We start from the raw sequence: 22,554 nt of genomic DNA on the forward strand, positions 1-22,554 counted from the left end.
CAACGCTGCTGTTGCTTGATTGAGCGAGCGCACGAGTTGCCTGATGAGGTGAGCAGCGAGCTTTGGACCCTGTGTCGCCACAATGACACCCTGAGCAAACCTCATCAGATGGCCATCCTGTTGACCGGCGATGACGTCTGGTGTCGCACTATGCGCGCGGGCCTCAAGGGACGCGCCATGCCGCCCCTTGAGCTGGAGGTCGCGCCGCTGAGCGCACCTGAGCAACGCATCTTCCTGTATGAGAAAGCAAAAGAGCAGAAGATACCGGCGACCCTCTTGCCCAAAACCAGGGTAGAGGAGATCCTGAGCCAGTCGAAAGGACAGCCGTCCATCATCATGCAGGCCCTGGAGGATATCATGACCGACAGAAGACCCAAGAAGTCGCAACCCAAGCTGCCCATCAAGCAGGTCGTCCTGGGTTTTGTTGCCGTTATCGGCATCTTGTTGGTGCTCACTTACCTGCTGCCTTCGCTGTTTTCAGACAAGCAGGACGGTCAGGAGACGGCTAAGCCGATGAGCACAGAACTGCCCGCACCCATTGCGGGGGAGAGTCCGGAAGGGGTTAGCCAGGAGGCTGCGCAACCTGGTGCGGCAGGTAATGATACCGACGCCTTGGTGCGCGATTGGAAACCAGAAAGCAAGGTCTTGCCCAAGAAAGTGGAGAGCGAGACAGTGACTGCCGAGTCAGGCAATTACGAGGGCCGTCGAATCGTGATCTCCGACGACGTGGTCGAGAAGCTGATGACGCAACCCACCGCCAGCGGCGCCCTGCCCAGCGAAGTGGTCAAAGAGCTGACCGGTGAAGAGTCAAACACGGTCGGTCAGCCCCGGCCCAATCTACAGGCTGGTACGCAGGCCAAACAGACGACAGGCAGTCAGAGTGTGGCGGCCCCCCCGGCGACCAACATCGTAAAGGATGTCGAGCAGGCAGTGCCCGCCCCCCGGGTTGCCCTGACCCCGATAGCCACCTTGCAAAAGAAAGCCAAGACCCATTACAGCGTGCAGTTGATGGGGGCGAGCAACCGGCCGGCGGTCGACAGCTTCGTAGCTGAGAACAAGCTGGCGGGCAAGGTCTGGGTCTATCAGACCCAATTCCGTGGTAGTCCCTGGTTTGTGGTGCTGCAGGGAGATCATGCCAATCTCCAGCAGGCGAAGGCGGCCATCCGCCAGTTGCCACCCGCCCTCGTCAAAGGGCAACCCTGGCCCAAGTCGTTCGCCCAGGTACAAAAAGAGCTGAAGCCATAGCAGCAGGTCGGATAAGGGGGTAGAATCGCCCCCCTTTTTGGGTTGTTGCCTTCTTAACGCCGGATTTCCATGAAGAAAACACGCGCTTTTTTAAAATGGGCCGGGGGAAAGTATTCCCTGGTTGAAGAGATTGCCGAGCGCCTGCCAGCAGGACGTGTGTTGCTGGAACCTTTCGTCGGCGCAGGATCGGTATTTCTCAACACAGATTACGATGCCTATGTACTCAACGACATCAACCCGGATCTGATTGCGCTCTATAACCACCTCAAGCTCACACCTGAGCGGCTGATTGCCGAGGCGCGCAAGCTGTTTGTGGCTGAGAACAATCACAAGGCGGCTTATTATCGATTGCGGACCCAGTTCAACCAGACGGAGGGCAGCTTCGACCGCGCTCTTCTGTTCCTGTTCCTCAATCGCCATGGGTTCAACGGTCTGTGCCGTTACAACAAGAAGGGTGGCTTCAACGTCCCCTTTGGCTCTTATAAAAAGCCCTATTTCCCGGAAAAAGAGCTGTGGTTCTTTGCGGAGAAGGCGCAGAAGGCGACCTTCATCTGCGAGAGTTATGCCGATGCCATCAGGCGGGCGCAGGCCGACTGGGTCATCTATTGCGATCCCCCTTATGCCCCCCTCTCTACCACGGCCAGTTTTACCAGCTATTCGGCCGGCGGCTTTACCCTGGATGATCAGGCGGTACTGGCCCGGTTGGCTCGTCACACGGCTGCCGAGAAAGGAGTGCCCGTGCTCATCAGCAACCATGATATTGAACTGACCCGTGAACTCTACCGTGGTGCCCGGCTCGATGAGATTCTGGTCAAACGCACCATCAGCCGCAATGGCGGCACCCGCAACAAGGTGGCCGAGTTGCTGGCGCTCTATCCCCCCGGTATCGCGCCGGAGCAGGGGTGGTATCCAGGTGATCTGGTCGAGACAGGAGCCAGCGTCTAGGGGGAGGGGATGGTTTAGCCGAGTATCCAGCTAACCAGTAGCCACAGAGAGCCGACCATCAGAGCGATCAGTACGACTCCCATCAGGATGAACGCCAATGGCGAGCCGTTGGCAAAATCGCGTTGGCGATTGCGTTGGGATTGCACCCCGAACAGGGCGGCGAGGGTGCTGGTGAGCGTGTGCCACAGGGTGAGTCGTTGGTTCATTTGTGCCTCCTGGCTCCCTAGAGCCTAGCCAGTTTTCGTCAAGGTATCCCCTTTCGCCCCAGAACCCGCCGAGACATCCTGCCGCTGACCCGCTCATGAAAGGCGATCCCTCCCGTTTTTCTGCTCTGATCACGGCGATATGCATCAGGCTTGGCTGCGCCAGACAGCCTGACCTGCATCACCTTCCCGGCCTGGGTGGCGCGACATCTCTGCTTGTATCGCTTCCTTGACCGGGAAAATAGGCCTCCTGTGTGGCATGAGGCGCGGTAAGCGGCAATCAGTCTCGTTTCCTGAGCCAGTTTGGGGTAAAATTGCGCCGTTTTTTCGCCTAGCTGCCAATGGATGACGTGATGAAAGACTTTCTGATAGCTCCCTCGATCCTCTCCGCCGATTTTGCCCGTCTGGGTGACGATGTTGCCAAGGTATTAGCAGCGGGTGCCGACGTGGTGCACTTCGATGTGATGGACAATCACTATGTGCCCAATCTGACCATAGGCCCCATGGTCTGCCAGGCCCTGCGTGACTTCGGTATCAAGGCGATGATCGATGTTCACCTCATGGTCAAGCCGGTGGACAGGATAGTCCCTGATTTTGCCAAGGCGGGTGCCAATCTCATCACCTTCCACCCGGAAGCGTCGGATCATGTGGACCGCACTCTTGGGCTCATCAAGGAGCAGGGTTGCCAGGCCGGTCTGGTGCTGAATCCGGCTACCCCCCTCTCCTGTCTCGAATATGTGATGGACAAGCTGGACGTGATCCTGCTGATGTCAGTCAACCCCGGTTTCGGCGGTCAGAGCTTTATTCCCGGCACCCTCGACAAGCTGCGCCAGGTGCGCCGCCTGATCGACGAGAGTGGCCGTGACATCCGTCTCGAGATCGACGGCGGCGTCAAGGTAGACAATATTCGCGAGATCGCGCAAGCCGGTGCCGACATGTTCGTGGCAGGTTCCGCCATCTTCAGTCAGCCGGACTACAAGGCAGTGATCGACCAGATGCGTGCGGAGCTTGCCCATGTCCAGCGTTAATCGTCCCTTCGATCTGGTGTTGTTCGACTTGGACGGCACCTTGATCGACAGCGCCTCCCAGCTGGCACTGGCGGTCAATCGCACCCTTGCCGACCTGGGACTGGCCGAGGCCGACGAGGCCGTGGTACGCACCTGGGTCGGCAATGGCGCCGATAAGCTCATCTCCCGCGCCTTGGATTATCGCGGCGCTGGCGAGCAGTTCAGCCAGGCCCGCGGCCTGTTCGATCGGCACTACCAGGCTTGCCTGCTCGAAGGTCTGGCTATGTATGATGGCGTCGAGCAGAGTCTGCGACGTTTGCAAAAACTGGGTTACCGCCAAGCCGTGGTGACCAACAAGCCGAGTCACTTCGTGCAGCCAATCCTCGATGCTCTCGGCATTGCCGATTGCTTCGCGCTCTGGCTGGGCGGTAACTGTGTGGAACCAAAGAAGCCGAGCCCGACACCGCTGCTGCATGCCTGCCATGAGCTGGGTGTCAGCCCGGCGCGCACCCTGATGGTGGGTGACTCCGAAAATGATGTGCTGGCCGCTCAGGCTGCCAGCATGAAGGTGGTGGGGCTCACCTATGGCTATAACTATGGCCGCCCCATTGCCGACTCCAATCCGGACTGGGTATGCGAGCATTTCAGTGAGCTCGATGCCTTGCTGGTCGAATAAGAACAAGGACTCCTCTCCATGGCTAAACCAATAGTACTGAGCGGTGCCCAGCCCTCCGGGCAGCTCACCATAGGCAACTACATGGGCGCCCTGCGTCAGTGGGTCAAGATGCAGGATGACTTCGATTGCCTCTATTGCATCGTCGATCTCCATGCCATCACCACCCGTCAGGATCCGGCTTCTTTGCGCAAAGCCTGCCTGGACGCTGCCGCCCTCTATCTGGCCGTCGGGATAGATCCCGCCAAGAGCACCGTCTTTATCCAGTCCCATGTGCCCCAGCACGCCGAGCTTGGCTGGATCCTCAACTGCTACACCCAGATGGGCGAGCTGTCGCGCATGACCCAGTTCAAGGACAAATCGGCGCGCTTTGAGAACAACGTCAACGTCGGCCTGTTCGGTTACCCGGTGCTGATGGCGGCGGACATCTTGCTCTATCAAGCCAATCAGGTACCGGTCGGCAACGATCAGAAGCAGCATCTGGAGCTGACTCGCGACATCTGCACCCGCTTCAACAATCTGCACGGCGAGGTGTTCACCCTGCCCGAGCCCTTCATTCCCGAAGAGGGTGCCCGGGTGATGAGCCTGCAGGACCCGACCAAGAAGATGTCCAAGTCGGATGACAACGAGGCCAACTTCATCGGTCTGCTGGAAGATCCCAAGCAGATAGTGAAGAAGATCAAGCGGGCCGTCACCGATTCGGACGAGCCTGCCGTGGTGCGCTTTGATCCGGTCAACAAGCCTGGGGTATCCAACCTGCTGACCCTGATGTCTGGCGTGACGGGCCGCACCATTCCGGAGCTGGAACAGCACTTCGAAGACAAGATGTATGGCCATCTGAAAGGTGAGTGCGCCGAGGCCGTGGTCGCCCTGCTCGAGCCGCTGCAAGCCCGTTTCCACGCCCTGCGTCAAGATGAGACTCATCTGCAGGCCATCCTCGCTGCCGGTGCACAAAAGGCCCGGGAAAGGGCTGAAAAAACCCTGGCCAGCGTATATGATGTGGTTGGCTTCGTTCCCAGAGCCTGATATATCGGATTGTGGTGTAACCGTAGGAAGCCGGGTCTCAACCTGGCTTTCTTTGTTTCCCCCTCGGTATCTGTGATCCCCGGATCTTGAATTTATGTGGACCCCGAGTCCCAAGAGTGAGCATGTCCATCCAAGAAAAAATCTCCATAGACGAGCTGGGCGACAAGGGTCACTGGCTGCGCAAGTTTCGCAAGGCCAAGAACCTTAATACCCTGCAACTGATGGTTTCCAATGCCATCGACAGGCACCATGCCGTCCCTGCCATCGTCGCCGCCATCTACCTCGCCGAGTGCCAACGTGAGCGTGAAATGGAACAGGGCCGTTATCTGGATCGCTGACGCCATTGGCTCGGCCTGCTGTTGTGTTGCGATAGGTTCCTTCCCTTGTCGGTGACGCCTGTTTCGTCTCCTCTTTGATTTGCCTTCCGTGCGTATTGTTCATACCGTAAACCGCCCGGCGGTATCCTCTATCTGCCCGTTTTCTGACGGTGCGGCGCAGCCATGAAAAACCCCGGGCGTGCTGATCACCCGGGGCTGGCTCATTGGCTGTCTTCAACGACGGCTTCTTGCCGCAACGCTCGGCGAAGTTGTCTCAGTTGACCAGCCCCATCGCCTGGGGCAGCGCCATCGAGATGGCCGGCACATAGGTCACCAGCATCAGGATCAGAGCGATCACCACGAAGAAGGGCAACAGTGGCTTGATGACCCCCTCAATCTTTATCTCGCCTATCTTGCAGCCGGTAAACAGGATGGGGCCCACCGGCGGCGTAATGGTTCCGAGGGAGAGGTTGAAGATCATCATGATGCCGAACTGCACCGGGTCCATGCCGAACTGGGTACAGATGGGCAGGAAGATAGGGGTAAAGATCAGCACCGCCGGGGTGGGGTCCATGAAGGTGCCCACCAGCAACAGCACCAGGTTCATGACCAGCAGAATGATCAGGAAACTGTCGGTGAAGGAGAGCAAGCCCGATGCGATCAGTGCCGGGATCTTGGTGAACGCCATCACCCAGGACATGATGGATGAGGCGGCCAGCATCAGGATCACGATGGCCGTCATCTTGGCGGTGGCCAGGAAGATGGCGGGCAGGTCGGCAGCTTTGATGTTCCGGTAGCAGACACCGAGGACAAGCGAATAGACCACGGCGATGGCGGAGGCTTCGGTCGCGGTGAAGATGCCGCCGAGGATGCCGCCGATGACCACCACGATCATCAGCAGGCTGGGGATGGCATCCAGCAGCAACTTGAGGCGCAGACCCTTGAGGGAGTCGGGCTCGGCCATATAACCACGGCGCTTGGCAATGAAGCCGGCTACCAGCATGACCCCCAGCCCCCACAGGATGCCGGGCACGTAGCCACCCATGAACAGTGCTGTGATGGAGACGCTGCCGGCGACAGTGGCATAGACGATCAGGGAGTTGCTTGGGGGGATCAGCATGCCGGTCGGGGCCGAGGCGATGTTGACCGCGGCGCTGAAGGCGGGATCGTATTTATCTTTCTTCTGGATCGGGGACATGATGCCGCCGATGGCCGCCGCCGAGGCGACGCCGGAGCCGCTGATGGAGCCAAACAGCATGTTGGCAACCACGTTGGTCTGGGCCAGCGGACCCGGCAGGAAGTTGCTGACGATCTTGGCGCAGTTGATCAAGCGAATGGCGATGCCGCCATTGTTCATCAGATTGCCGGCCAGAATGAAGAAGGGAATGGCCAGCAGGGCAAAGGAGTCCAGGCCGACGAAGACCCGCTGGGCAGAGGTCAGGATGGCGCCATCAAAGGGCAGGATCATCGCCATGGCCAGGAAGGAGGAGAGCCCGATGCTGATACTGATGGGGGTGCCGATAAACAGCAGGACAAAGGCACCGATGAACATCACCAGCGCGACAACAACCGCAATATCCATGGTTATACCTTGTGCTCGAAGGAGAGTTGTCTGGCCAACCCGTATTGGTTGTACAGGCAATAGAAGACGGTCAGTACGCCGCAAAGGGGAATGGCGGCATAGATGACGCCGATGGGGATCTGCAACGCCGAGTCGAGTTGCCCCATCTGGCGGCTCATCCCGATGTAACCTCCCACACTCAGTACCAGCAAGGCAAAGAGGGTGGTCGCCAGCTCACCGAGCATCTCCAGCAGGATGCGAACATTGTGTGGCATGCGATCGCGCATGAAGGTGATCGCCATGTGCTCGCGCAGTCCAAAGACATAGGCACTCCCGATCAAGACCAGCCAGATAAAGAGGTAGCGGGAGAGCACCTCACTCACGGCGCTTGGGTCATTGAGCAGGTAGCGGGTCGCCACCTGATAGGTGACCAGCAGTGTCATCAACGCTACGATGGCGATACAGAAATAAGAGACCAGCAGATCCACTCTTTGCTTGAACCCGGTCAGCGAGGCATAGAAGCCTTGTTGAACGAGGGTGCCGGGAGGGGCGGAGAGCATTGTGGGTTGTTGAGCGGGTTTCATAGAGGAACCTCATAGAAAGGGCCGCCATGGCAGCCCTTAGCAACAGCAGCCATTAGTTGGCCAGTGCGCGGATCTTGTTGAAAATATCTTTCTGCTCCGGGGTGACCAGCAGCGTCTCTTGCAGCGGCTTGCAGCGCGCCTGGAAGGGCGCGATATCCACTTCGGTGAAGGTGGCTCCCTGGCTGGTAGCCGTCTGCTTGGCGGTTTCCAGCGCCTGACTGAAGAGGTCGAACTCGGTCTCGGTGCTCTCTTTGGCCAGTTTGCGGAAGGTTGCCTGATCGGCGGCATCCATCTTTGCCAGGAAGGACTCGTTGGCCACCAGCAGGTCAGCCACCATCACATGGCGGGTGTAGGAGAAATGCGGCGCAACTTCATACTGCTTCAGGTCGGCGTAGGTGATCTCGTTGTTCTCGGCGCCATCTAGCACCCCCTGCTGGATGGCGGAGTAGACCTCTCCCTGGCCCATGGGTACGCCGGTTCCCCCCATGCAGGTCAGCATCTTGACCATGGTGTCGGACTGCATCACCCGGATCTTCTGTCCTTTCATATCTTCCGGGGTCTTGATGGGAGCCCCCTTGACGTACATGCTGCGCGCCCCGGCGGTATAGGCGGTCAGCACCTCAAAGCCATTGCCCTTGGTAGAGCTGAACAGGGCATCCAGGGTGCCACTGGTGAACACTTTGCGCTGGTGAGCCGGGTTGTCGTAGATGTACGGCATGGCCAGCACGGAGAAGTTCTTGTTGAAGTTCTCGACCAAGGGATTGGCGACGACAGCCAGCTGAATGGCGCCGGACTGCACTAGCTCCAGGGCCGCACGTTGATCCCCAAGCAGCTCGTTGGGATGAATTTCCAACTTGTATTTACCACCGGTGGCGGCTTCGAGCTTCTGGCTGAAATCTTGAAGCGCCTTGAACTGGGGATTGTGTTCAGACTGGTTAAACGCTGTCTTCAGGATCACGGGGCCAGCAGCCTTGCTGTCTTCACCACATCCAGTCAGAAACAGACCCGCGGCGACAACTGTGCCAATCAGAGACAGCTTGGGCAGAGCATTGATGGTACGCATGTGTGTTATCCCTTGGTTATTTTGATGTCGTTCATGCTACGCGAATCCGGCCGCATTTCAGTGATCAAACTCAAGTTAATGAAATGGCGTTCCATATTTGAAGGAATGCTGAGTCAAGTTTTGTGTTTGCTGCATGTGGCATTGTCACAGTGAAGCTGAAGAGGGATTTCAATCGAGGTTTTCTATCGCGAAAAGGGGGAGCATCAGCTCCCAAAGGGCCACGAGAAGAGGAGCCGCCAGTGATGACATGGTGTCATGCGCGGAGCTGGCCTCCTGCCTCTCAATACGGCTGGAGGCAGGGGCATTCATGCAAGAGAGAGGAACGAATGGTTGCGGCCAGTGGCCATTACTGGGCGGACAGCCAGGTTTTGCAGATCTTGAACACGACTTTTTTTATCTGGGCCGAAGAGCCGACCTGGCAGGTGGGTCTGTGTACCTCGCCGGGATAGAAGATGGCGAAGTCGCCGACATTGAGCAGCAGCCGGGTGGTGATCGCCGGGTTGTCCAGGAAGATAAGATCCGGCTTGGTTTCCCGGCGGTCATGGGGGGAAGTGACAGTGGGGCTGAGGGCTATCATCTCTTGCCCGAGCAGCACTATCTGGATATCTAGGTAGCGATCGTGAAATTCGCTCTTCAGATCCGCTTCCTGAGCGGTGGTGGGGCAGGAAACGATGTAGAAGAGGGTATCCTCGATGAGATCATATTTTCCCTCTTCCCGTTGCTGCAGCTTGTGCAAGGAGAGATCGGGCCGGCTCAGAAGGCGCAACAGCGGGGGCGGCAGCATGGCGATGGCGAGTTGCTGCAGGTTACCAACGATCATGGGATGGATCCTTTCATTGAACCGGCGGCGCAGGGCTATGGCAAACCGGTCGGGGCTGGAATGATGGGCCCGTGGGACAGGCCCATGCAGGCTCAGAGCGCGGCCATGGCTTCCTTGGCAAGGACGCCGATTTTGTCCCACTCGCGATTGTCGATGAGGTTGGCGGGAACCATCCAGGTGCCGCCACAGGCAAAGACTGCGGGCAGGGCAAGGTACGCCTTCACATTGCTTGGACTGACGCCGCCGGTGGGCATGAAGGCGAGCGGATAGACGGCGCTCATGGCCTTGAGCATGGCCAGCCCACCGGACGGTTCTGCCGGGAAGAACTTGAGAGTCTTTAAACCCAGCTCCATGGCCTGCTCGACCTGGCTGGGATTGTTGACGCCGGGAATGATGGGCACCCCGCGGGCCTGGCAGTACTGCACTATGCGTGGGTTGAGCCCCGGGCTCACGATGAAATCCACACCGGCGGCGATGGCCTGATCGACCTGGGCCGTGGTCAAGACGGTACCTGCACCGATGATCATCTCGGGGAAGGCGTCCCTCAGTCGGCGTATGGATTCTGCTGCTGCCGGGGTGCGGAAGGTGATTTCGGCACTGGGCATGCCGTTTTCCAACAGGGCGCGACCGAGGGCCACGGCATCGTCGGCATCCTGGATGGCAATGACGGGAATGATCTTCAGGGTCGATAGTGTTTCAAGCAATGGGGACATGGGAAGCCTCGTGGGATGGGTGGTCAGGGGTGATGGGATGTGGCATTGCAGTCAGGGGGATGATGGCGCCTCGATGTTGAATGACGGTGCTTGCCAGCCGATGGGCATAGCGGGCCGAGTCGGCCATGGAGTGCCCCGCCAGCCGGGTGGCGAGGTAACCCGCACTGAAGGAGTCCCCCGCCGCAGTGGTGTCGATGACCTGTTCGCTCGTCAGGGGGATGGCCTGCACTTCGCAGCGGTACTCTGGCTGCACGATGAGACAGGGCGCGGCCCCGCGCTTGATGACGATCTCGTTCACGCCCAGTGCACGGGTACGGGTCAGGCACTGGGACTCATCACTGTCCCCCCAGAGGGCGACCTCGTCATCCAGGGTCAGGAAGGCGAGATCGGTCAGCGCCAGCATGGCGGCATAGGTTTGCCGGGCGGCTTCCTGGCTCTCCCACAAGCGGGGGCGGTAGTTGTTGTCAAAGGCAATTCTGGCTCCGCCAGCCCGGCAGTCGGCCAGTAGGTGCAGCAGGGTCAGCCGGTCAGCTTGTGACAGGATGGCGAGGCTGATCCCGCTCAGATAGAGATAATCAAATTCATGCAGCCGCTCACCGATCCGCTTCGCTTGCGGGGTTTGCAGCCAATAACGGGCCGCCGCGTCGCTGCGCCAGTAGTGGAAGGTGCGCTCCCCGCGCTCGTCGGTCTCGATGAGGTAGAGGCCGGGCAGCTTGTGACTGAGACGCTGCACCAGCTCGATGTCTATCCCCTCCTGCTGCCACTGCGCCAGCATGGCGCTGCTCATGGGGTCAGTGCCAAGGGCACTCACGTAATGCACCGAGATGTCAGGGTTGGCGCGGGTCAGGTAAACGGCCGTGTTGAGGGTATCCCCTCCAAAATGGCGCACTATGTTGGCCTTGTTTTCGGACAACTCGATCATGCATTCGCCAATGACGGCGACCTTGATAGACATAGATCCTCCCGCGTGTTCCGCGTTGATGATGGCGTCATTCTATTTAATTGACAGGGAAGAAAAAACAATTGAAACATCATTTCATTAAAAATGTGACAATGGTCTTGTGTTGATGGGAGGAAGCAAGCAGGCAAGGAAGGGTGGCCGTGCGTCGGCCGCTAGGGATGCTCTCATGGTCAGCGCGTTCGGCGAGGCTCTGGCCGATACCTGCGTGAGCGAGACCACATTCTCTATCTATTAGTAGATGATTTGACTGGATAATCGGCTCTGTCACTATGATGGTCATTTCATTTCAAATACAATGAAACAATCAATCATTTTTTTTGGAAGTGAACAATGTCGATGATAGACAACTCGCCAGAATCGGTATCATCGGTACTCAAGGTGTTCGGCATACTGCAGGCATTGGGGGAGCAGAAAGAGATCGGAGTGACCGAGCTGTCCCAGCGGATCATGATGTCCAAGAGCACCGTCTACCGTTTTTTGCAGACCATGAAGACCCTGGGCTATGTCTCCCAGGAGGGCGAGACTGACAAGTATGCACTCAGTCTCAAGCTATTCGAGCTGGGCGCGAAAGCGCTGGAGCACCAGGATCTGGTGCAGATTGCCGACGAGCAGATGCATCGGCTCGGCAAGCTGACCAAAGAGACCCTGCACCTGGGGATGCTGGATGAAGACAGCATCGTCTATCTGCACAAGATCGACTCCGAATACAACCTGCGGATGTACTCTCGCATCGGCCGCCGTCGCCCGCTCTACAGCACCGGCCTTGGCAAAGTCATTATGGCTTGGCTGCCCGAAACGGAAGTGCGCGCCATGCTGGCCGGTGTGACCTTCGAGCGCTTTACCGAGCATACCCTCGCCGATGTCGATGCGCTGCTGGTGGAGCTGGCTCAGGTGCGCGAGCAAGGCTACGCCGAAGATCGGGAAGAGATGGAACACGGTCTGCGCTGCTTCGCCGTGCCCATTTACAGCCGTATGGGGCGGATCATTGCGGGACTCTCCCTGTCGTTGCCCCTGGTGCGCTTCCATGAAGAGAACAAGGCCACCCTGGTGGCCCAGTTGCATGAGGCGGCGGCCAATATCTCCGCCGGGCTGGGCTTCCACGACTACCCCTTTGGTGTTCATCGCCAACGCTGATTTAGCATCTCGTATCAAGAAGAGCAGGCCTGAGCCTGCTCTTTTTCATTTAAGCTCCGTGTCGATAAGGGCCCTGCGCCGAGTGGTGGAGCCCGGTGCCGGAGCCGCTCATTCCCCGATATGTTGCGGGGCTGCCTTGTAGAGCTTGAAGATGGTGTGGCTGTTGATGACGAAGAAGATGCTCTCTTGCAGGATGCCGCCTATGGAGCCTGCCCATAGGTTGTGGGTCAGCCAGCAGAGGGTGCTGCTCAGCATGCACAGTCGCAGCGCAATGCCGTTGAGGCGAAACAAGGCGACGGTGCTGAGGGTGGTGCCGAACAGAGTCAGCATCTGCACCGGATGCTCGATGCGGGGGATGACCAGCAGCCAGGCCAGCGTCAGAAACAGCAGCATCACGCCGGGCCCGCGATAGTAACCGGACACCCAGTTGCGCATCGCGCACAGCAGGCAGTTGATGGCGCCGACCGAGGATCCCAGCAGCAGGAAGTGCAGGCCCATCAGGGAGCCATTGAGGGTGAGGTGGAGTCTGAGTTTGTTGTCTTGGCGTTGCATGAACGCCGTGGCGCCAACGAGACAAGCCAGCAGGCCAATGGATTGGGCAAACCAGAGATTATCGAGGAACATATTGCTTTCCTGTCCGCGGACAACGACAAAAGGCGCCTCGCGGCGCCTCGTCAAACAGGGGGAAATTAACGCGCCAGCCAGCCGCCATCGACAGCGATGGTATAGCCATTGATGTAGTCGGAGGCGGCAGAAGCCAAGAATACGACCGGGCCCATCATGTCGTCCGGCACACCCCAGCGACCCGCCGGGATCCGCTCAAGGATGGCGGCATTGCGGTCATCATCGGCGCGCAGTGCCGCGGTGTTGTTGGTGGCCATGTAACCGGGGGCGATGGCGTTGACATTGATCCCCTGGTTGGCCCACTCGTTGGCCAGCAGGCGGGTGATGCCCATGACGCCGCTCTTGGAGGCGGTGTAAGAGGGCACCCTGATGCCGCCTTGATAGGAGAGCATGGAGGCGATGTTGACTATCTTGCCGCCCTCGCCCTGGGCCATGAACTGCCTGGCCACGGCCTGAGACATGAAGAACACGCTCTTGATGTTGATGTTCATCACATCATCCCAGTCCTTCTCGCTGAAGTTGATGGCGTCGTCCCGGCGAATGATGCCCGCGTTGTTCACCAGCACATCGACGCGACCGAAGTGGGAGACCGCCTGATCGACCAGGGCCGGCAGGGTGTCTACCTTGCTGACATCCGCCTTCAGGCTCAGGAAGCGACGGCCGATGGCCTCGACTTTGGCGATGGTGTCGCTGGGTTCGACAATGTTGATGCCGACGATGTCACAGCCCGCTTCGGCAAGGCCCAGTGCCATACCCTGACCCAGACCGGTATCGCAACCGGTGACGATGGCGACCTTACCTTTCAGATCGAATGCATTAAGAATCATGTTGTTACCTCTAGCCACGGGAAGGTGTGGAATTAAGTGTCAGGAGCCGCCGCCCTGGCTGCTCGCGATGGGGGCTTAGCGCAGATCCTGGACCGCGACATGGTCCATATCACCGAATACCTGGTTCTCGCCCACCATGCCCCAGATGAAGGTGTAGGCCTGGGTGCCGACGCCGGAGTGAATGGACCAGCTCGGGGAGATGACGGCCTGCTCGTTGTGCACCAGCAGGTGACGGGTCTCGTCCGGTTTGCCCATCATGTGGAACACGGCGGCGTCCTCCTTCATGTTGAAGTAGAAATAGACCTCCATGCGGCGCTCGTGGGTGTGGCAGGGCATGGTGTTCCACAGGCTGCCCTCTTCCAGCTGGGTCATGCCCATCACCAGTTGGCAGGTCGGCAGCACGTCCGGTACCAGATACTTGTAGATGGTGCGGCGGTTGCTGGTGGATGGGTCCCCCAGGGTCGCCGGAGACGCTTGATCCTGGGTGACCTTGCGGGTCGGGTAGCTGGTATGGGCCGGAGCGCTGTTGTAGTAGAACTTGGCTGGCTGCTCGGCGTTGACGCTGGCAAAGCTCAGGGCACGGGCCCCCTGGCCGACATAGAGCGCCTCGGCCTTGCCCACTTCATAGGGGCTGCCATCGACAATTACCAAGCCCGGGCCGCCGATGTTGATGAGGCCCAGTTCGCGCCGCTCGAGGAAATAGGTGACCCCGAATGCCTTGCCGAGCGCATCGGAAAAGGTCAATGGCGCATCAACCGGCATGATGCCACCGAACACGATGCGGTCGATGTGGCTGTAAGTCATGGTCAGCTTGTTCGGGGTGAAGATCTCTTCTACCAGAAACTCACGGCGCAGGCCCTGGGTGTCCAGTTGCTTGGCATGATCGCTGTGGATGCTTTGACGAGTTTGCATAATGAACCTCAATTCCGGGCCGCACGCGGCATCAATGACAATGTGTCGGGAACTCCTGTCGTTGAAGGCACGATAGCAAAATAAAAAATAGCGATCAAATTAAAATGAAACATCGTTTTGAGTTTTGCGATTGAGATTGCACATTTTGATTTTCAGGGGGCTAAGCGAGCGATGCCGCAGGAGAGCGTTCGCGGTGATCTGTCGACGAGGCGTCCGGTCAATGTCGAGGGTCTCGGGGGAATGCGCCCGGCAAGAGAGGGGTAGCCAAGGTGATAGAGAGGAGGAGCAGAGCGGGCGGGCTCCTGGCTGCGGGTTCCGGGCCCCTGTGGAATGATCCACCAGGAGGGCATTGATGGGCGGGCCCTCGCCCCGCGGCATCCATTGGCAGGCGTTTATTAACCAGGACAGACGTGCCAGAATGCGCGACTCGCCAGCCGACGGCGGGTTACCATCGCCTCGATTTCAATCCCTGGGTTTATTGCATGCTGTTACTGATCGACAACTACGACTCTTTTACCTGGAACCTGGTGCAGTATTTTGGTGCGCTGGGGCAGGAGGTGGTGGTTAAACGCAACGACGAGTTGACCCTGGCCGACATTGAGGCCATGGCCCCCGAGCGCCTGGTGATCTCCCCCGGACCCTGTACACCGAATGAGGCTGGCATCTCCCTGGCCGCCATCAAGCACTTCGCCGGTCAATTGCCCATTCTCGGGGTCTGTCTCGGCCACCAGTCCCTGGCCCAGGCGTTTGGCGCCGAGGTGGTGCGTGCCCGCCGGGTGATGCATGGCAAGACGTCCCTTATCCGTCATCAGGGGGAGGGGGTATTCGCGGGGCTCAATGATCCGCTGCGGGTGACCCGTTACCACTCACTCGTGGTCAAGGCGCAGACACTGCCTGATTGCCTGGCCGTGACGGCCTGGAGCGAGCATGAGGATGGCAGCGTTGACGAGATCATGGGGCTGCGCCACAAGACGCTGGCCCTGGAAGGGGTGCAGTTTCATCCCGAAAGCATCCTGAGCGAACAGGGCCATGGGTTGCTGGCCAACTTCCTGGCTCACCGCTGAGTCCATCCTGCCCTATATTGCACTGCTTTATCTCCTTTACCCGCATCATCTGCTGATGGGCTGCCTCGGCTCCCATCCATCGCCCAGGCTGTTCGTTCGACAGGATAAATACCTGCCTCAGCAGCCATCCTGGGTTTCGTTCGACTAGATTGATTCATCTTTCCCCCCCAAAATCTTGGGGGATTTCACCCTGTTTCGGCTATAAGATGTGACTTGAGTCTCATTTTTACGCTATGGGTAAAATTTTTTTCTCTGACGGTTTATTCACCCCTATGCCAGTCGAAATTATCTCTTGCCAACAGCCTCTGAGCCGTTATGCAATGGGGCTGCCTAAAATCTCACGGGCAATCGAAGATTGTTCCTTGTAGGCCGTCAAGTTACAGACTTTTTACTTTTTTTCTGTGACAATACCGTCACGTTTACACGGATTTAACTTTTAGGCGGTGGATTATTCTGTCGCCATCTGGAAGGAGAGCAAGTATGTCAGAGTTGTTGGCAGTGACACGTGAAGTGTTCGATGAAGTGATGGTTCCCAACTATGCGCCCGCCAATGTCATCCCGGTGCGTGGTGAAGGTTCACGTGTCTGGGATCAGGCTGGACGTGAGTATGTGGATTTCGCCGGCGGTATTGCGGTCAATGGCCTGGGTCATTGTCATCCCAAGCTGGTCGAAGCCCTGAAAACTCAGGGCGAGAAGCTGTGGCATCTCTCCAACGTCATGACCAATGAGCCGGCCCTGCGTCTGGCCAAGAAGCTGGTCGCCGCCACCTTCGCCGACAAGGTCTATTTCTGCAACTCGGGCGCCGAAGCGAACGAAGCCGCGCTCAAGCTGGCCCGTCGCTACGCTATCGATAAATTCGGTGCGCACAAGACCCAGATCATCGCCTTCCATCAGGGTTTCCACGGTCGCACCTTCTTCACTGTGAGCGTGGGTGGCCAGGCCGCCTACTCCGACGGTTTCGGCCCCAAGCCTGCCGACATCACCCATGTCACCTACAACAACCTGGCCGAGCTGGCTGCTGTCATCTCCGACAACACTTGCGCCGTGGTGATGGAGCCCTTGCAGGGTGAGGGTGGCATCATTCGTCCCACCGACGAGTTCGCCAAGGGTGTGCGCGAGCTGTGCGACAAGCACAATGCCTTGCTGGTCTATGACGAAGTGCAATCCGGGGTTGGCCGCACCGGCGAACTGTTTGCCTACATGGGTCTGGGCGTCACGCCGGATATCCTCACCAGCGCCAAGGCGCTCGGCGGCGGTTTCCCCATCGGCGCCATGCTGACCACTACAGAGATAGCCGCTCACCTGAAAGTGGGTACTCACGGCTCGACTTACGGCGGTAACCCGCTGGCGTGTGCCGTGGCCGAGGCGGTGATCGATGTGATCAACACTCCGCAAGTGCTGGCAGGGGTCAAGCAGCGCGAAGCCCTGTTCCGCGCCGGCATCGAAGCCATCAACGCCAAGTACCACTGCTTTAGCGAAGTGCGTGGCCAGGGCTTGCTGCTCGGCGCCGTACTGAACGATGACTTCAAGGGGCGCTCTCGCGACTTCCTGCTGGCCTCCATCGATCAGGGGCTGATGGCCCTGGTGGCCGGCACCAACGTAGTGCGTTTTGCCCCCTCCCTGGTGATCCCGGAAGCGGACATCAAGGAAGGTCTGGCTCGCTTCGAGCTGGCCGTGGCTCAGGTTGTTAACGCCTGATCCCGAATTGAGGTGGGGAGCCCTCCCGGCAGGAGCCGGGACCCCACCTGTCGTCAATGAAAGGGAGTTGTCATCTATGTTGTTAATCCGTCCTATCGAACAGAAAGATTTTGCCGGTCTCAAGACTTGCGCCATCGAATCCGGTACTGGCATGACCTCCTTGCCGGTCAATGATGAGCTGCTGCAGCGCAAAATCGACGCCTCTACCCAGACTTTTTCGGACAAACCTGCGGGAAAGGGCGATTGCCTCTATTTCTTCGTGGCCGAGGATCTGGACACCGGGGACATGGTTGGCACCTGCGCCATCGATGCGGCCGTGGGCCTGTCCCAGCCGTTTTATAACTATCACATCGGCAAGGTCGTGCACTCTTCCCCCAAGCTCGGCATCTACAACGTGGTCGAGACGCTCACCCTATCAAATGACTACACCGGCAACTCTGAGCTCTGCACGCTCTTCTTGCGCGAATGTGCTCGCGAGGGACTCAACGGTCGGCTGCTCTCCAAGCACCGTTTCCTGTTCATGGCCGAGCACCCCGAGCTGTTTGATAAGACCGTCTTCGCCGAGATGCGCGGTGTCTCCGACGAAAAGGGTCATAGCCCCTTCTATGAGTGGCTGCAAAAGCACTTCTTCTCGATGGATTTCCCCACCGTCGACTATCTGACCGGGATTGGTAAGAAGCGCTTCATCGCCGAGCTGATGCCCAAGTACCCCATCTACGTCAATCTGCTCAGCAATGAGGCGCGGGCCGTGATCGGCAAAACCCACGACAAGACCCGCCCTGCCATCAAGATGCTGCAGGACGAAGGTTTCGTGAACCGCGGCTATGTCGACATCTTCGATGCCGGCCCCACCGTCGAGTGCGATGTGAACAACATTCGCAGCATACGCCGCAGCAAACGGCTGACCGTGGTGGTGGGCGAGCCCCTGGGTGGTCACACCTATCTGCTGTGCAACACCCGCTTCGAACAATACCGTGCCTGCCTTGGCAATATCCGGGTCGATCTGGACAAGCAGGAGGCCATAGTGCCGCCCAAGATGGCGGCGGCCCTCAAGGTGGAGAATGGCGATCAGGTCCGGGTCGTGGATCTGGACTGACAACATGGGGACAGTGCGATGCATTGTCCCGCTGAACACGATGAGCTGGCGGCCCGCACTGGGTGGCCTGGCAGGCGAGAGCCAAGCAACAAGGGATATGAGCAATGAGCGAATTAGTACAGCTGATCAATGGCAACTGGCTGGCGGGTGAGGGCAAGGCGTTCGAGTCAAAAGATCCGGCCAAGAACCTGGTGGTCTGGTGCGGTCAAGCGGCCAGTGCCGCTCAGGTGGATGCCGCCGTCAAGGCTGCCCGCACCGCGTTCTATCACTGGGCGGATCTCCCCCTGGCGGCGCGCAGTGCCATCATCAGTCGCTACGCCGAACTGCTCGGCGAGCACAAGGAAGCATTGGCGCTCACCATAGCCCGCGAAACCGGCAAGCCGCTGTGGGAGACCCGCACCGAGGTCGCCGCCATGCAGGGCAAGATTGCCATCTCCCTGCGCGCCCACGATGAGCGTACCGGCACGGTCGAAAATCCCATGCCGGGTGCCAAGGCGTTCGTGCGCCACAAACCCCACGGTGTGGTTGCGGTGTTCGGCCCCTACAACTTCCCCGGCCACCTGCCCAACGGCCACATAGTGCCGGCACTCATCGCCGGCAATACGGTGGTGTTCAAGCCCTCCGAGCTGACCCCCATGGTGGCCGAGGCCATGCTCAAAATCTGGCAGGAAGCGGGTCTGCCCGCCGGTGTCATCAATCTGGTGCAGGGGGAAGTCGACACCGGCAAAGCCCTGGCAAGTCACAGCGACATCGATGGCCTTTTCTTTACCGGCTCGTCCCGTACCGGTCACTTCCTGCATCAGCAATTTGCCGGTCAACCGGGCAAGATCCTGGCGCTGGAGATGGGTGGCAACAACCCGCTCATCGTAAAAGACGTGAGTGATGTGGACGGCGCCGTGCACGCCATCGTCCAGTCCGCGTTCATCACCTCGGGTCAGCGCTGCACCTGTTCTCGCCGTCTATTCGTGGAACAGGGCCCGGCCGGCGACGCACTGCTGGCGCGCCTCATCGAGGTGGCCGGCAAGATCAAAGTGGGTCACTACGATGATGCGGATCAGCCCTTCATGGGAGCCATGATAAGTGAGCGTGCCGCCATCGGCATGGTGGAGGCCCAAGCCAAGCTGCAGTCCCTGGGGGGCAAGAGCCTGCTCACCCTCAAGCATCTGGAGCCGGGCACGGGATTTGTCTCCCCCGGTATTGTCGACATCACTGCCGCACAAGGATTGCCGGATGAGGAGTACTTCGGCCCACTGCTGCAGGTGACCCGTTACCAGGACTTCGACGCCGCCATCGATCTGGGCAATGCGAGCAGTTTCGGGCTGTCGGCCGGTCTGCTTGGGGATAACGAAGCGGACTGGAACCACTTCTTCAAGCGCATTCGCGCCGGTATCGTCAACTGGAACAAGCCCATCACCGGTGCCTCCAGTGCGGCGCCATTCGGCGGCATTGGTGCCTCCGGCAACCACAGGGCGAGCGCCTACTACGCCGCCGACTACTGCGCCTACCCGGTCGCATCGGTGGAAGACAGCAAGGCTGCCATGCCAGAGCAGCTCTCCCCCGGTTTGAGCTTCTAAGGCAAGGTCCTGTGCACCTCGTCAGCGATTGATAACAAAAGGGCTCTTCGAGGGCCCTTGTCTGTACCCGCAAGCAAAGGAATAAAGTGATGCAAAAGGATATCGAAACCCTGTTCGGTCATCTGTGGGATAACTACATTCAGGTCACCCCGAGTGCCCACAAGGTACATCAGCTGCTTGGTGGCGGTGCCGCCATCGTCAACGACCATGTGGCGTTCCGCACCTTCAATCTGCCCCAGGTGGGCCTCGAAACATTGGCCGCTCATTTTCGGGCGCTGGGTTACGAGGAGAGGGATGAGTATGTCTTCAAGGCCAAGAAGCTCTATGCCAAGCATTTTGAGCACGCAGATCCCGATGCCCCCAAGGTGTTCATCAGCGAGCTGAAGGTCGAGGAGCTATCGGACGCTGCCCAGGCCATCATCTACAAGCTGGTTGCCCAGGTGCCGACGCACCTGACTGACACCAGTGCCTTCCTCTACGCTGGTGCACCCTGGCAGGTATCCGGGGCCGACTACCAGACCCTGCTCGCCGAGAGCGAGTACGCGGCCTGGATGGCGGCCTGGGGCTATCGCGCCAACCACTTCACCGTCAGCATCAATCGCCTGGCAGATTTTGACACCATACAGTTGGTCAACGAGGCGTTGAAGGCGGCGGGTTTCGTACTCAATACCGCCGGTGGCGAGGTGAAGGGGGATCCGCAGGTGATGCTGGAGCAGTCCTCCACCATGGCGGACAAGGCCGATGTGGCCTTCACAGACGGGGTGCGCACCATACCGAGCTGCTTCTACGAGTTTGCCCTGCGTTATCCGCAGGCCAATGGCGTGCTCTACCCGGGCTTCGTCGAAGCCTCCGCCGACAAGATCTTCGAATCCACCAATAGCATGTAGTAGGGTTGGGACCTCGATGTCAGTTGTCGGTCATGTCGTGTTGAAACGCCTCTCAATTGGGAGGCGTTTATCTATCTTATCGGGGAGTGATGATTATCGGCGGGCGGTATTTAGACAGCGTTATCGTTAAGTGTGAATACGTCATGAACGGGGGGTTATTTTCTGAATGGCTTGACTGCTTTCCAAAGAAAAAATACCAGCGCTTTCATGGTGATGTTTTGCTGATTTAATCCTTTTGCCCAGATTTTATCAAACAGAAGCATCCAGTTTTTTGCGACGGCCTCTCTGGAGTATTCACCTAATCTCTGCTTTCCATGGGCTGTCATTGCATGGTACAGATCCGGATTGTTTTTTAGCATGACGGCAGTCTTTATTATTTCAGCTGAGTTATGTGCGACCAAGTAATCCAGTGGGCTGTTTTTGATTGCCTTTACTGCGGGCTCATCATCACAAATTAACACACAACCAGCCAGCCATGCATTAATGAGCTTACTCGCAGGCTTGCGCGACAAGGTATGGTCGTGGTCTTTTCTAAAGCAAAGGACAATGTCTACATCCTGATAGTCAGTCCAGTTATTTAACTCTATTTTTAATAAAAGACCATGCGCGGCCAAATTTTCTCTGAATGCATCGCTTGTCAATTCGGGAGGAAAGCTATCCATACGGCCAAAATAACCAATAGTCGTAATTGCAGTTCGTTGCGCACATCTTGGTTTAAGGCCTGGCTGGGGCCAATGTGAGATGAATAGGCCGCCATTTTTCTCCGCGGACTTTATTTGCTCGACCACATAGTCGGCCCCAAAAACATGCGGTCTGTCTGCACGGCAGACCACAGTCAGCCCACGCCATGGCTTTACTCTCGGGCTAAAGTCATCGTAATGAAGCAAGTTTATTTTATTTGGCAGGCATGTAGTGCCAACGCTGCACGTAATGTCATCCCCATAGTAGTAATTCAAATTAATAAGTGTTTGAAATGTCCAGACGGTACATCCACTCACACTCAGTACTTGAGGAATATCATCAGGGTGAATGCGGGCATTGAGCAGTGCCTGTACGCTCTCACCATATTTATCCATGCTGTCTTCACGACAAACAACATGTATCTCTATTTTATTGTTGTTCAAGTTCGACACTTTCGCTGCCGGGGTGTAACTGAGGTGTTGTTATTGGAATTTATTAAATTGATACAATTGTCATTATCTATCAGATTAATCTGAGATTAATTTTGTGGTGTCCAAATTAAAATGGCAATGTGTGATTCCCGTTGTGGGAACTGATCCGGCATTGCGTCGAAAGCAAGCCACTCATCATGGCGCTTGACCACTCCCTGGGATGAGGCCAGCCGAAGGCATGTTGCAAGTCTGCTGTTTGTCGTCTGACTAGCAGGAGCAGGAGCAGGAGCAGGAAGAGAAGGAGAAGGGCAGGGTGGACGGCACCACAAGGTGCCAAGCGGATTTGCTACCGCTTCGATGAGAGGGGCCTTAACGAAAGTCTCTTGTTGCTAGACGCTCCCCCTTGCTTTACCGCCAGTAGAAGATGGACCCGCTATCGCGTGACGGCATTCACGCGCTGACAGCGGGTCAGTGCGGCTGGCTGGATCATCAGACCCGCTTCAGGACA

The 22,554-nt window shown here is 58.1% G+C and carries 23 protein-coding genes; 12 read left to right on the forward strand and 11 right to left on the reverse strand.

What is annotated here, in order from left to right:
- Together G113_RS09510 and G113_RS09515 are read left to right on the forward strand one after the other, a co-directional pair.
- On the forward strand, nt 1-1,245 hold a 1,245-nt coding region (locus G113_RS09510; protein WP_005899826.1), incomplete at its 5' end, for an SPOR domain-containing protein.
- Nucleotides 1,246-1,314: 69 nt separating this feature from the next.
- Entirely contained in the window at nt 1,315-2,190 is an 876-nt protein-coding gene (locus G113_RS09515; RefSeq protein WP_040319092.1) for a Dam family site-specific DNA-(adenine-N6)-methyltransferase, read from the forward strand.
- 14 nt (nt 2,191-2,204) lie between these two features.
- Here the strand turns inward: G113_RS09515 and G113_RS09520 are convergent, their stop codons facing one another.
- On the reverse strand, nt 2,205-2,396 hold the full coding sequence (locus tag G113_RS09520; RefSeq protein WP_005899830.1) for a DUF2970 domain-containing protein: 192 nt from the start codon (nt 2,394-2,396) through the stop codon (nt 2,205-2,207).
- A gap of 350 nt (nt 2,397-2,746) precedes the next feature.
- Between G113_RS09520 and rpe the strand changes: the two genes are divergently transcribed.
- The 4 genes from rpe to G113_RS09540 all read left to right on the forward strand — a co-directional run bounded on the left by rpe (nt 2,747) and on the right by G113_RS09540 (nt 5,437).
- Nucleotides 2,747-3,421, forward strand: a complete 675-nt coding sequence (gene rpe, locus G113_RS09525; RefSeq protein ID WP_005899831.1) for a ribulose-phosphate 3-epimerase — start codon at nt 2,747-2,749, stop codon at nt 3,419-3,421.
- Nucleotides 3,408-4,076, forward strand: a complete 669-nt coding sequence (locus G113_RS09530) for a phosphoglycolate phosphatase (protein ID WP_005899842.1) — start codon at nt 3,408-3,410, stop codon at nt 4,074-4,076. The genes rpe and G113_RS09530 overlap by 14 nt, the downstream gene beginning before the upstream one ends.
- A gap of 18 nt (nt 4,077-4,094) precedes the next feature.
- Complete coding sequence (gene trpS, locus G113_RS09535) at nt 4,095-5,099, forward strand: tryptophan--tRNA ligase (RefSeq protein WP_005899845.1); 1,005 nt, start codon at nt 4,095-4,097, stop codon at nt 5,097-5,099.
- Nucleotides 5,100-5,221: 122 nt separating this feature from the next.
- A complete protein-coding gene (locus tag G113_RS09540; RefSeq protein ID WP_005899847.1) occupies nt 5,222-5,437 on the forward strand; it encodes a hypothetical protein in 216 nt (71 codons plus the stop codon).
- Nucleotides 5,438-5,690: 253 nt separating this feature from the next.
- On the opposite strand, the gene G113_RS09545 is transcribed toward G113_RS09540, so the two are convergent.
- The 6 genes from G113_RS09545 to kdgK form a co-directional block, all read right to left on the reverse strand.
- On the reverse strand, nt 5,691-6,998 hold the full coding sequence (locus tag G113_RS09545; RefSeq protein WP_005899849.1) for a TRAP transporter large permease: 1,308 nt from the start codon (nt 6,996-6,998) through the stop codon (nt 5,691-5,693).
- A gap of 2 nt (nt 6,999-7,000) precedes the next feature.
- Entirely contained in the window at nt 7,001-7,561 is a 561-nt protein-coding gene (locus G113_RS09550) for a TRAP transporter small permease (protein WP_005899850.1), read from the reverse strand.
- 52 nt (nt 7,562-7,613) lie between these two features.
- On the reverse strand, nt 7,614-8,624 hold the full coding sequence (locus G113_RS09555; protein WP_005899851.1) for a TRAP transporter substrate-binding protein: 1,011 nt from the start codon (nt 8,622-8,624) through the stop codon (nt 7,614-7,616).
- 346 nt (nt 8,625-8,970) lie between these two features.
- Nucleotides 8,971-9,444, reverse strand: a complete 474-nt coding sequence (locus G113_RS09560) for a YhcH/YjgK/YiaL family protein (RefSeq protein ID WP_005899852.1) — start codon at nt 9,442-9,444, stop codon at nt 8,971-8,973.
- Between the two features lie 92 nt (nt 9,445-9,536).
- Nucleotides 9,537-10,157: a bifunctional 4-hydroxy-2-oxoglutarate aldolase/2-dehydro-3-deoxy-phosphogluconate aldolase gene (locus G113_RS09565; RefSeq protein WP_005899853.1), complete on the reverse strand. Its 621-nt coding sequence runs from the start codon at nt 10,155-10,157 to the stop codon at nt 9,537-9,539.
- Nucleotides 10,141-11,112 (reverse strand): 2-dehydro-3-deoxygluconokinase, encoded by a 972-nt coding sequence (gene kdgK, locus G113_RS09570; RefSeq protein ID WP_005899854.1) that lies wholly within the window; start codon nt 11,110-11,112, stop codon nt 10,141-10,143. The genes G113_RS09565 and kdgK overlap by 17 nt, the downstream gene beginning before the upstream one ends.
- A 336-nt stretch (nt 11,113-11,448) precedes the next feature.
- On the opposite strand from kdgK, the gene kdgR reads away from it, so the two are divergent.
- On the forward strand, nt 11,449-12,252 hold the full coding sequence (kdgR, locus tag G113_RS09575) for a DNA-binding transcriptional regulator KdgR (RefSeq protein WP_040319093.1): 804 nt from the start codon (nt 11,449-11,451) through the stop codon (nt 12,250-12,252).
- 108 nt (nt 12,253-12,360) lie between these two features.
- Here kdgR and G113_RS09580 read toward each other — a convergent pair whose 3' ends face one another.
- From G113_RS09580 to kduI, 3 genes are all read right to left on the reverse strand, one after another.
- Complete coding sequence (locus tag G113_RS09580) at nt 12,361-12,876, reverse strand: YgjV family protein (RefSeq protein ID WP_005899861.1); 516 nt, start codon at nt 12,874-12,876, stop codon at nt 12,361-12,363.
- 65 nt (nt 12,877-12,941) lie between these two features.
- Nucleotides 12,942-13,703 (reverse strand): 2-dehydro-3-deoxy-D-gluconate 5-dehydrogenase KduD, encoded by a 762-nt coding sequence (gene kduD / locus G113_RS09585; RefSeq protein WP_005899863.1) that lies wholly within the window; start codon nt 13,701-13,703, stop codon nt 12,942-12,944.
- Between the two features lie 75 nt (nt 13,704-13,778).
- Nucleotides 13,779-14,615: a 5-dehydro-4-deoxy-D-glucuronate isomerase gene (gene kduI / locus G113_RS09590; protein WP_005899866.1), complete on the reverse strand. Its 837-nt coding sequence runs from the start codon at nt 14,613-14,615 to the stop codon at nt 13,779-13,781.
- Between the two features lie 482 nt (nt 14,616-15,097).
- Here kduI and G113_RS09595 point away from each other — a divergent pair, with 482 nt between their 5' ends.
- The 5 genes from G113_RS09595 (at nt 15,098) to G113_RS09615 (ending at nt 20,934) form a co-directional block, all read left to right on the forward strand.
- Nucleotides 15,098-15,679, forward strand: coding sequence for an aminodeoxychorismate synthase component II (locus G113_RS09595; protein ID WP_005899868.1), 582 nt, complete (start codon nt 15,098-15,100; stop codon nt 15,677-15,679).
- A 480-nt stretch (nt 15,680-16,159) separates the two neighbouring features.
- Nucleotides 16,160-17,377 (forward strand): aspartate aminotransferase family protein, encoded by a 1,218-nt coding sequence (locus tag G113_RS09600; protein WP_005899870.1) that lies wholly within the window; start codon nt 16,160-16,162, stop codon nt 17,375-17,377.
- 76 nt (nt 17,378-17,453) lie between these two features.
- Nucleotides 17,454-18,473: an arginine N-succinyltransferase gene (astA, locus tag G113_RS09605; RefSeq protein ID WP_005899872.1), complete on the forward strand. Its 1,020-nt coding sequence runs from the start codon at nt 17,454-17,456 to the stop codon at nt 18,471-18,473.
- Nucleotides 18,474-18,577: 104 nt separating this feature from the next.
- Nucleotides 18,578-20,047: a succinylglutamate-semialdehyde dehydrogenase gene (gene astD / locus G113_RS09610; protein WP_005899874.1), complete on the forward strand. Its 1,470-nt coding sequence runs from the start codon at nt 18,578-18,580 to the stop codon at nt 20,045-20,047.
- A gap of 89 nt (nt 20,048-20,136) precedes the next feature.
- Nucleotides 20,137-20,934 carry a DUF1338 domain-containing protein gene (locus tag G113_RS09615; protein WP_005899876.1) on the forward strand — a complete coding sequence of 266 codons (798 nt, stop codon included), beginning with the start codon at nt 20,137-20,139 and terminating at the stop codon, nt 20,932-20,934.
- A 155-nt stretch (nt 20,935-21,089) separates the two neighbouring features.
- On the opposite strand, the gene G113_RS09620 is transcribed toward G113_RS09615, so the two are convergent.
- Entirely contained in the window at nt 21,090-22,058 is a 969-nt protein-coding gene (locus G113_RS09620) for a glycosyltransferase (RefSeq protein WP_040319094.1), read from the reverse strand.
- Nucleotides 22,059-22,554: the final 496 nt, after the last annotated feature.

The sequence above is a fragment of the Aeromonas molluscorum 848 genome (genome assembly GCF_000388115.1).
Lineage (GTDB): Bacteria > Pseudomonadota > Gammaproteobacteria > Enterobacterales > Aeromonadaceae > Aeromonas > Aeromonas molluscorum.

Excerpts from the sequence above, each read along its gene's own strand:
- G113_RS09515 (WP_040319092.1), top strand. The coding sequence starts at position 1,315 with ATGAAGAAAACACGCGCTTTTTTAAAATGGGCCGGGGGAAAGTATTCC.
- G113_RS09520 (WP_005899830.1), bottom strand. The coding sequence starts at position 2,396 with ATGAACCAACGACTCACCCTGTGGCACACGCTCACCAGCACCCTCGCC.
- rpe (WP_005899831.1), top strand. The coding sequence starts at position 2,747 with ATGAAAGACTTTCTGATAGCTCCCTCGATCCTCTCCGCCGATTTTGCC.
- G113_RS09530 (WP_005899842.1), top strand. The coding sequence starts at position 3,408 with ATGTCCAGCGTTAATCGTCCCTTCGATCTGGTGTTGTTCGACTTGGAC.
- trpS (WP_005899845.1), top strand. The coding sequence starts at position 4,095 with ATGGCTAAACCAATAGTACTGAGCGGTGCCCAGCCCTCCGGGCAGCTC.
- G113_RS09540 (WP_005899847.1), top strand. The coding sequence starts at position 5,222 with ATGTCCATCCAAGAAAAAATCTCCATAGACGAGCTGGGCGACAAGGGT.
- G113_RS09545 (WP_005899849.1), bottom strand. The coding sequence starts at position 6,998 with ATGGATATTGCGGTTGTTGTCGCGCTGGTGATGTTCATCGGTGCCTTT.
- G113_RS09550 (WP_005899850.1), bottom strand. The coding sequence starts at position 7,561 with ATGAAACCCGCTCAACAACCCACAATGCTCTCCGCCCCTCCCGGCACC.
- G113_RS09555 (WP_005899851.1), bottom strand. The coding sequence starts at position 8,624 with ATGCGTACCATCAATGCTCTGCCCAAGCTGTCTCTGATTGGCACAGTT.
- G113_RS09560 (WP_005899852.1), bottom strand. The coding sequence starts at position 9,444 with ATGATCGTTGGTAACCTGCAGCAACTCGCCATCGCCATGCTGCCGCCC.
- G113_RS09565 (WP_005899853.1), bottom strand. The coding sequence starts at position 10,157 with ATGTCCCCATTGCTTGAAACACTATCGACCCTGAAGATCATTCCCGTC.
- kdgK (WP_005899854.1), bottom strand. The coding sequence starts at position 11,112 with ATGTCTATCAAGGTCGCCGTCATTGGCGAATGCATGATCGAGTTGTCC.
- kdgR (WP_040319093.1), top strand. The coding sequence starts at position 11,449 with ATGTCGATGATAGACAACTCGCCAGAATCGGTATCATCGGTACTCAAG.
- G113_RS09580 (WP_005899861.1), bottom strand. The coding sequence starts at position 12,876 with ATGTTCCTCGATAATCTCTGGTTTGCCCAATCCATTGGCCTGCTGGCT.
- kduD (WP_005899863.1), bottom strand. The coding sequence starts at position 13,703 with ATGATTCTTAATGCATTCGATCTGAAAGGTAAGGTCGCCATCGTCACC.
- kduI (WP_005899866.1), bottom strand. The coding sequence starts at position 14,615 with ATGCAAACTCGTCAAAGCATCCACAGCGATCATGCCAAGCAACTGGAC.
- G113_RS09595 (WP_005899868.1), top strand. The coding sequence starts at position 15,098 with ATGCTGTTACTGATCGACAACTACGACTCTTTTACCTGGAACCTGGTG.
- G113_RS09600 (WP_005899870.1), top strand. The coding sequence starts at position 16,160 with ATGTCAGAGTTGTTGGCAGTGACACGTGAAGTGTTCGATGAAGTGATG.
- astA (WP_005899872.1), top strand. The coding sequence starts at position 17,454 with ATGTTGTTAATCCGTCCTATCGAACAGAAAGATTTTGCCGGTCTCAAG.
- astD (WP_005899874.1), top strand. The coding sequence starts at position 18,578 with ATGAGCGAATTAGTACAGCTGATCAATGGCAACTGGCTGGCGGGTGAG.
- G113_RS09615 (WP_005899876.1), top strand. The coding sequence starts at position 20,137 with ATGCAAAAGGATATCGAAACCCTGTTCGGTCATCTGTGGGATAACTAC.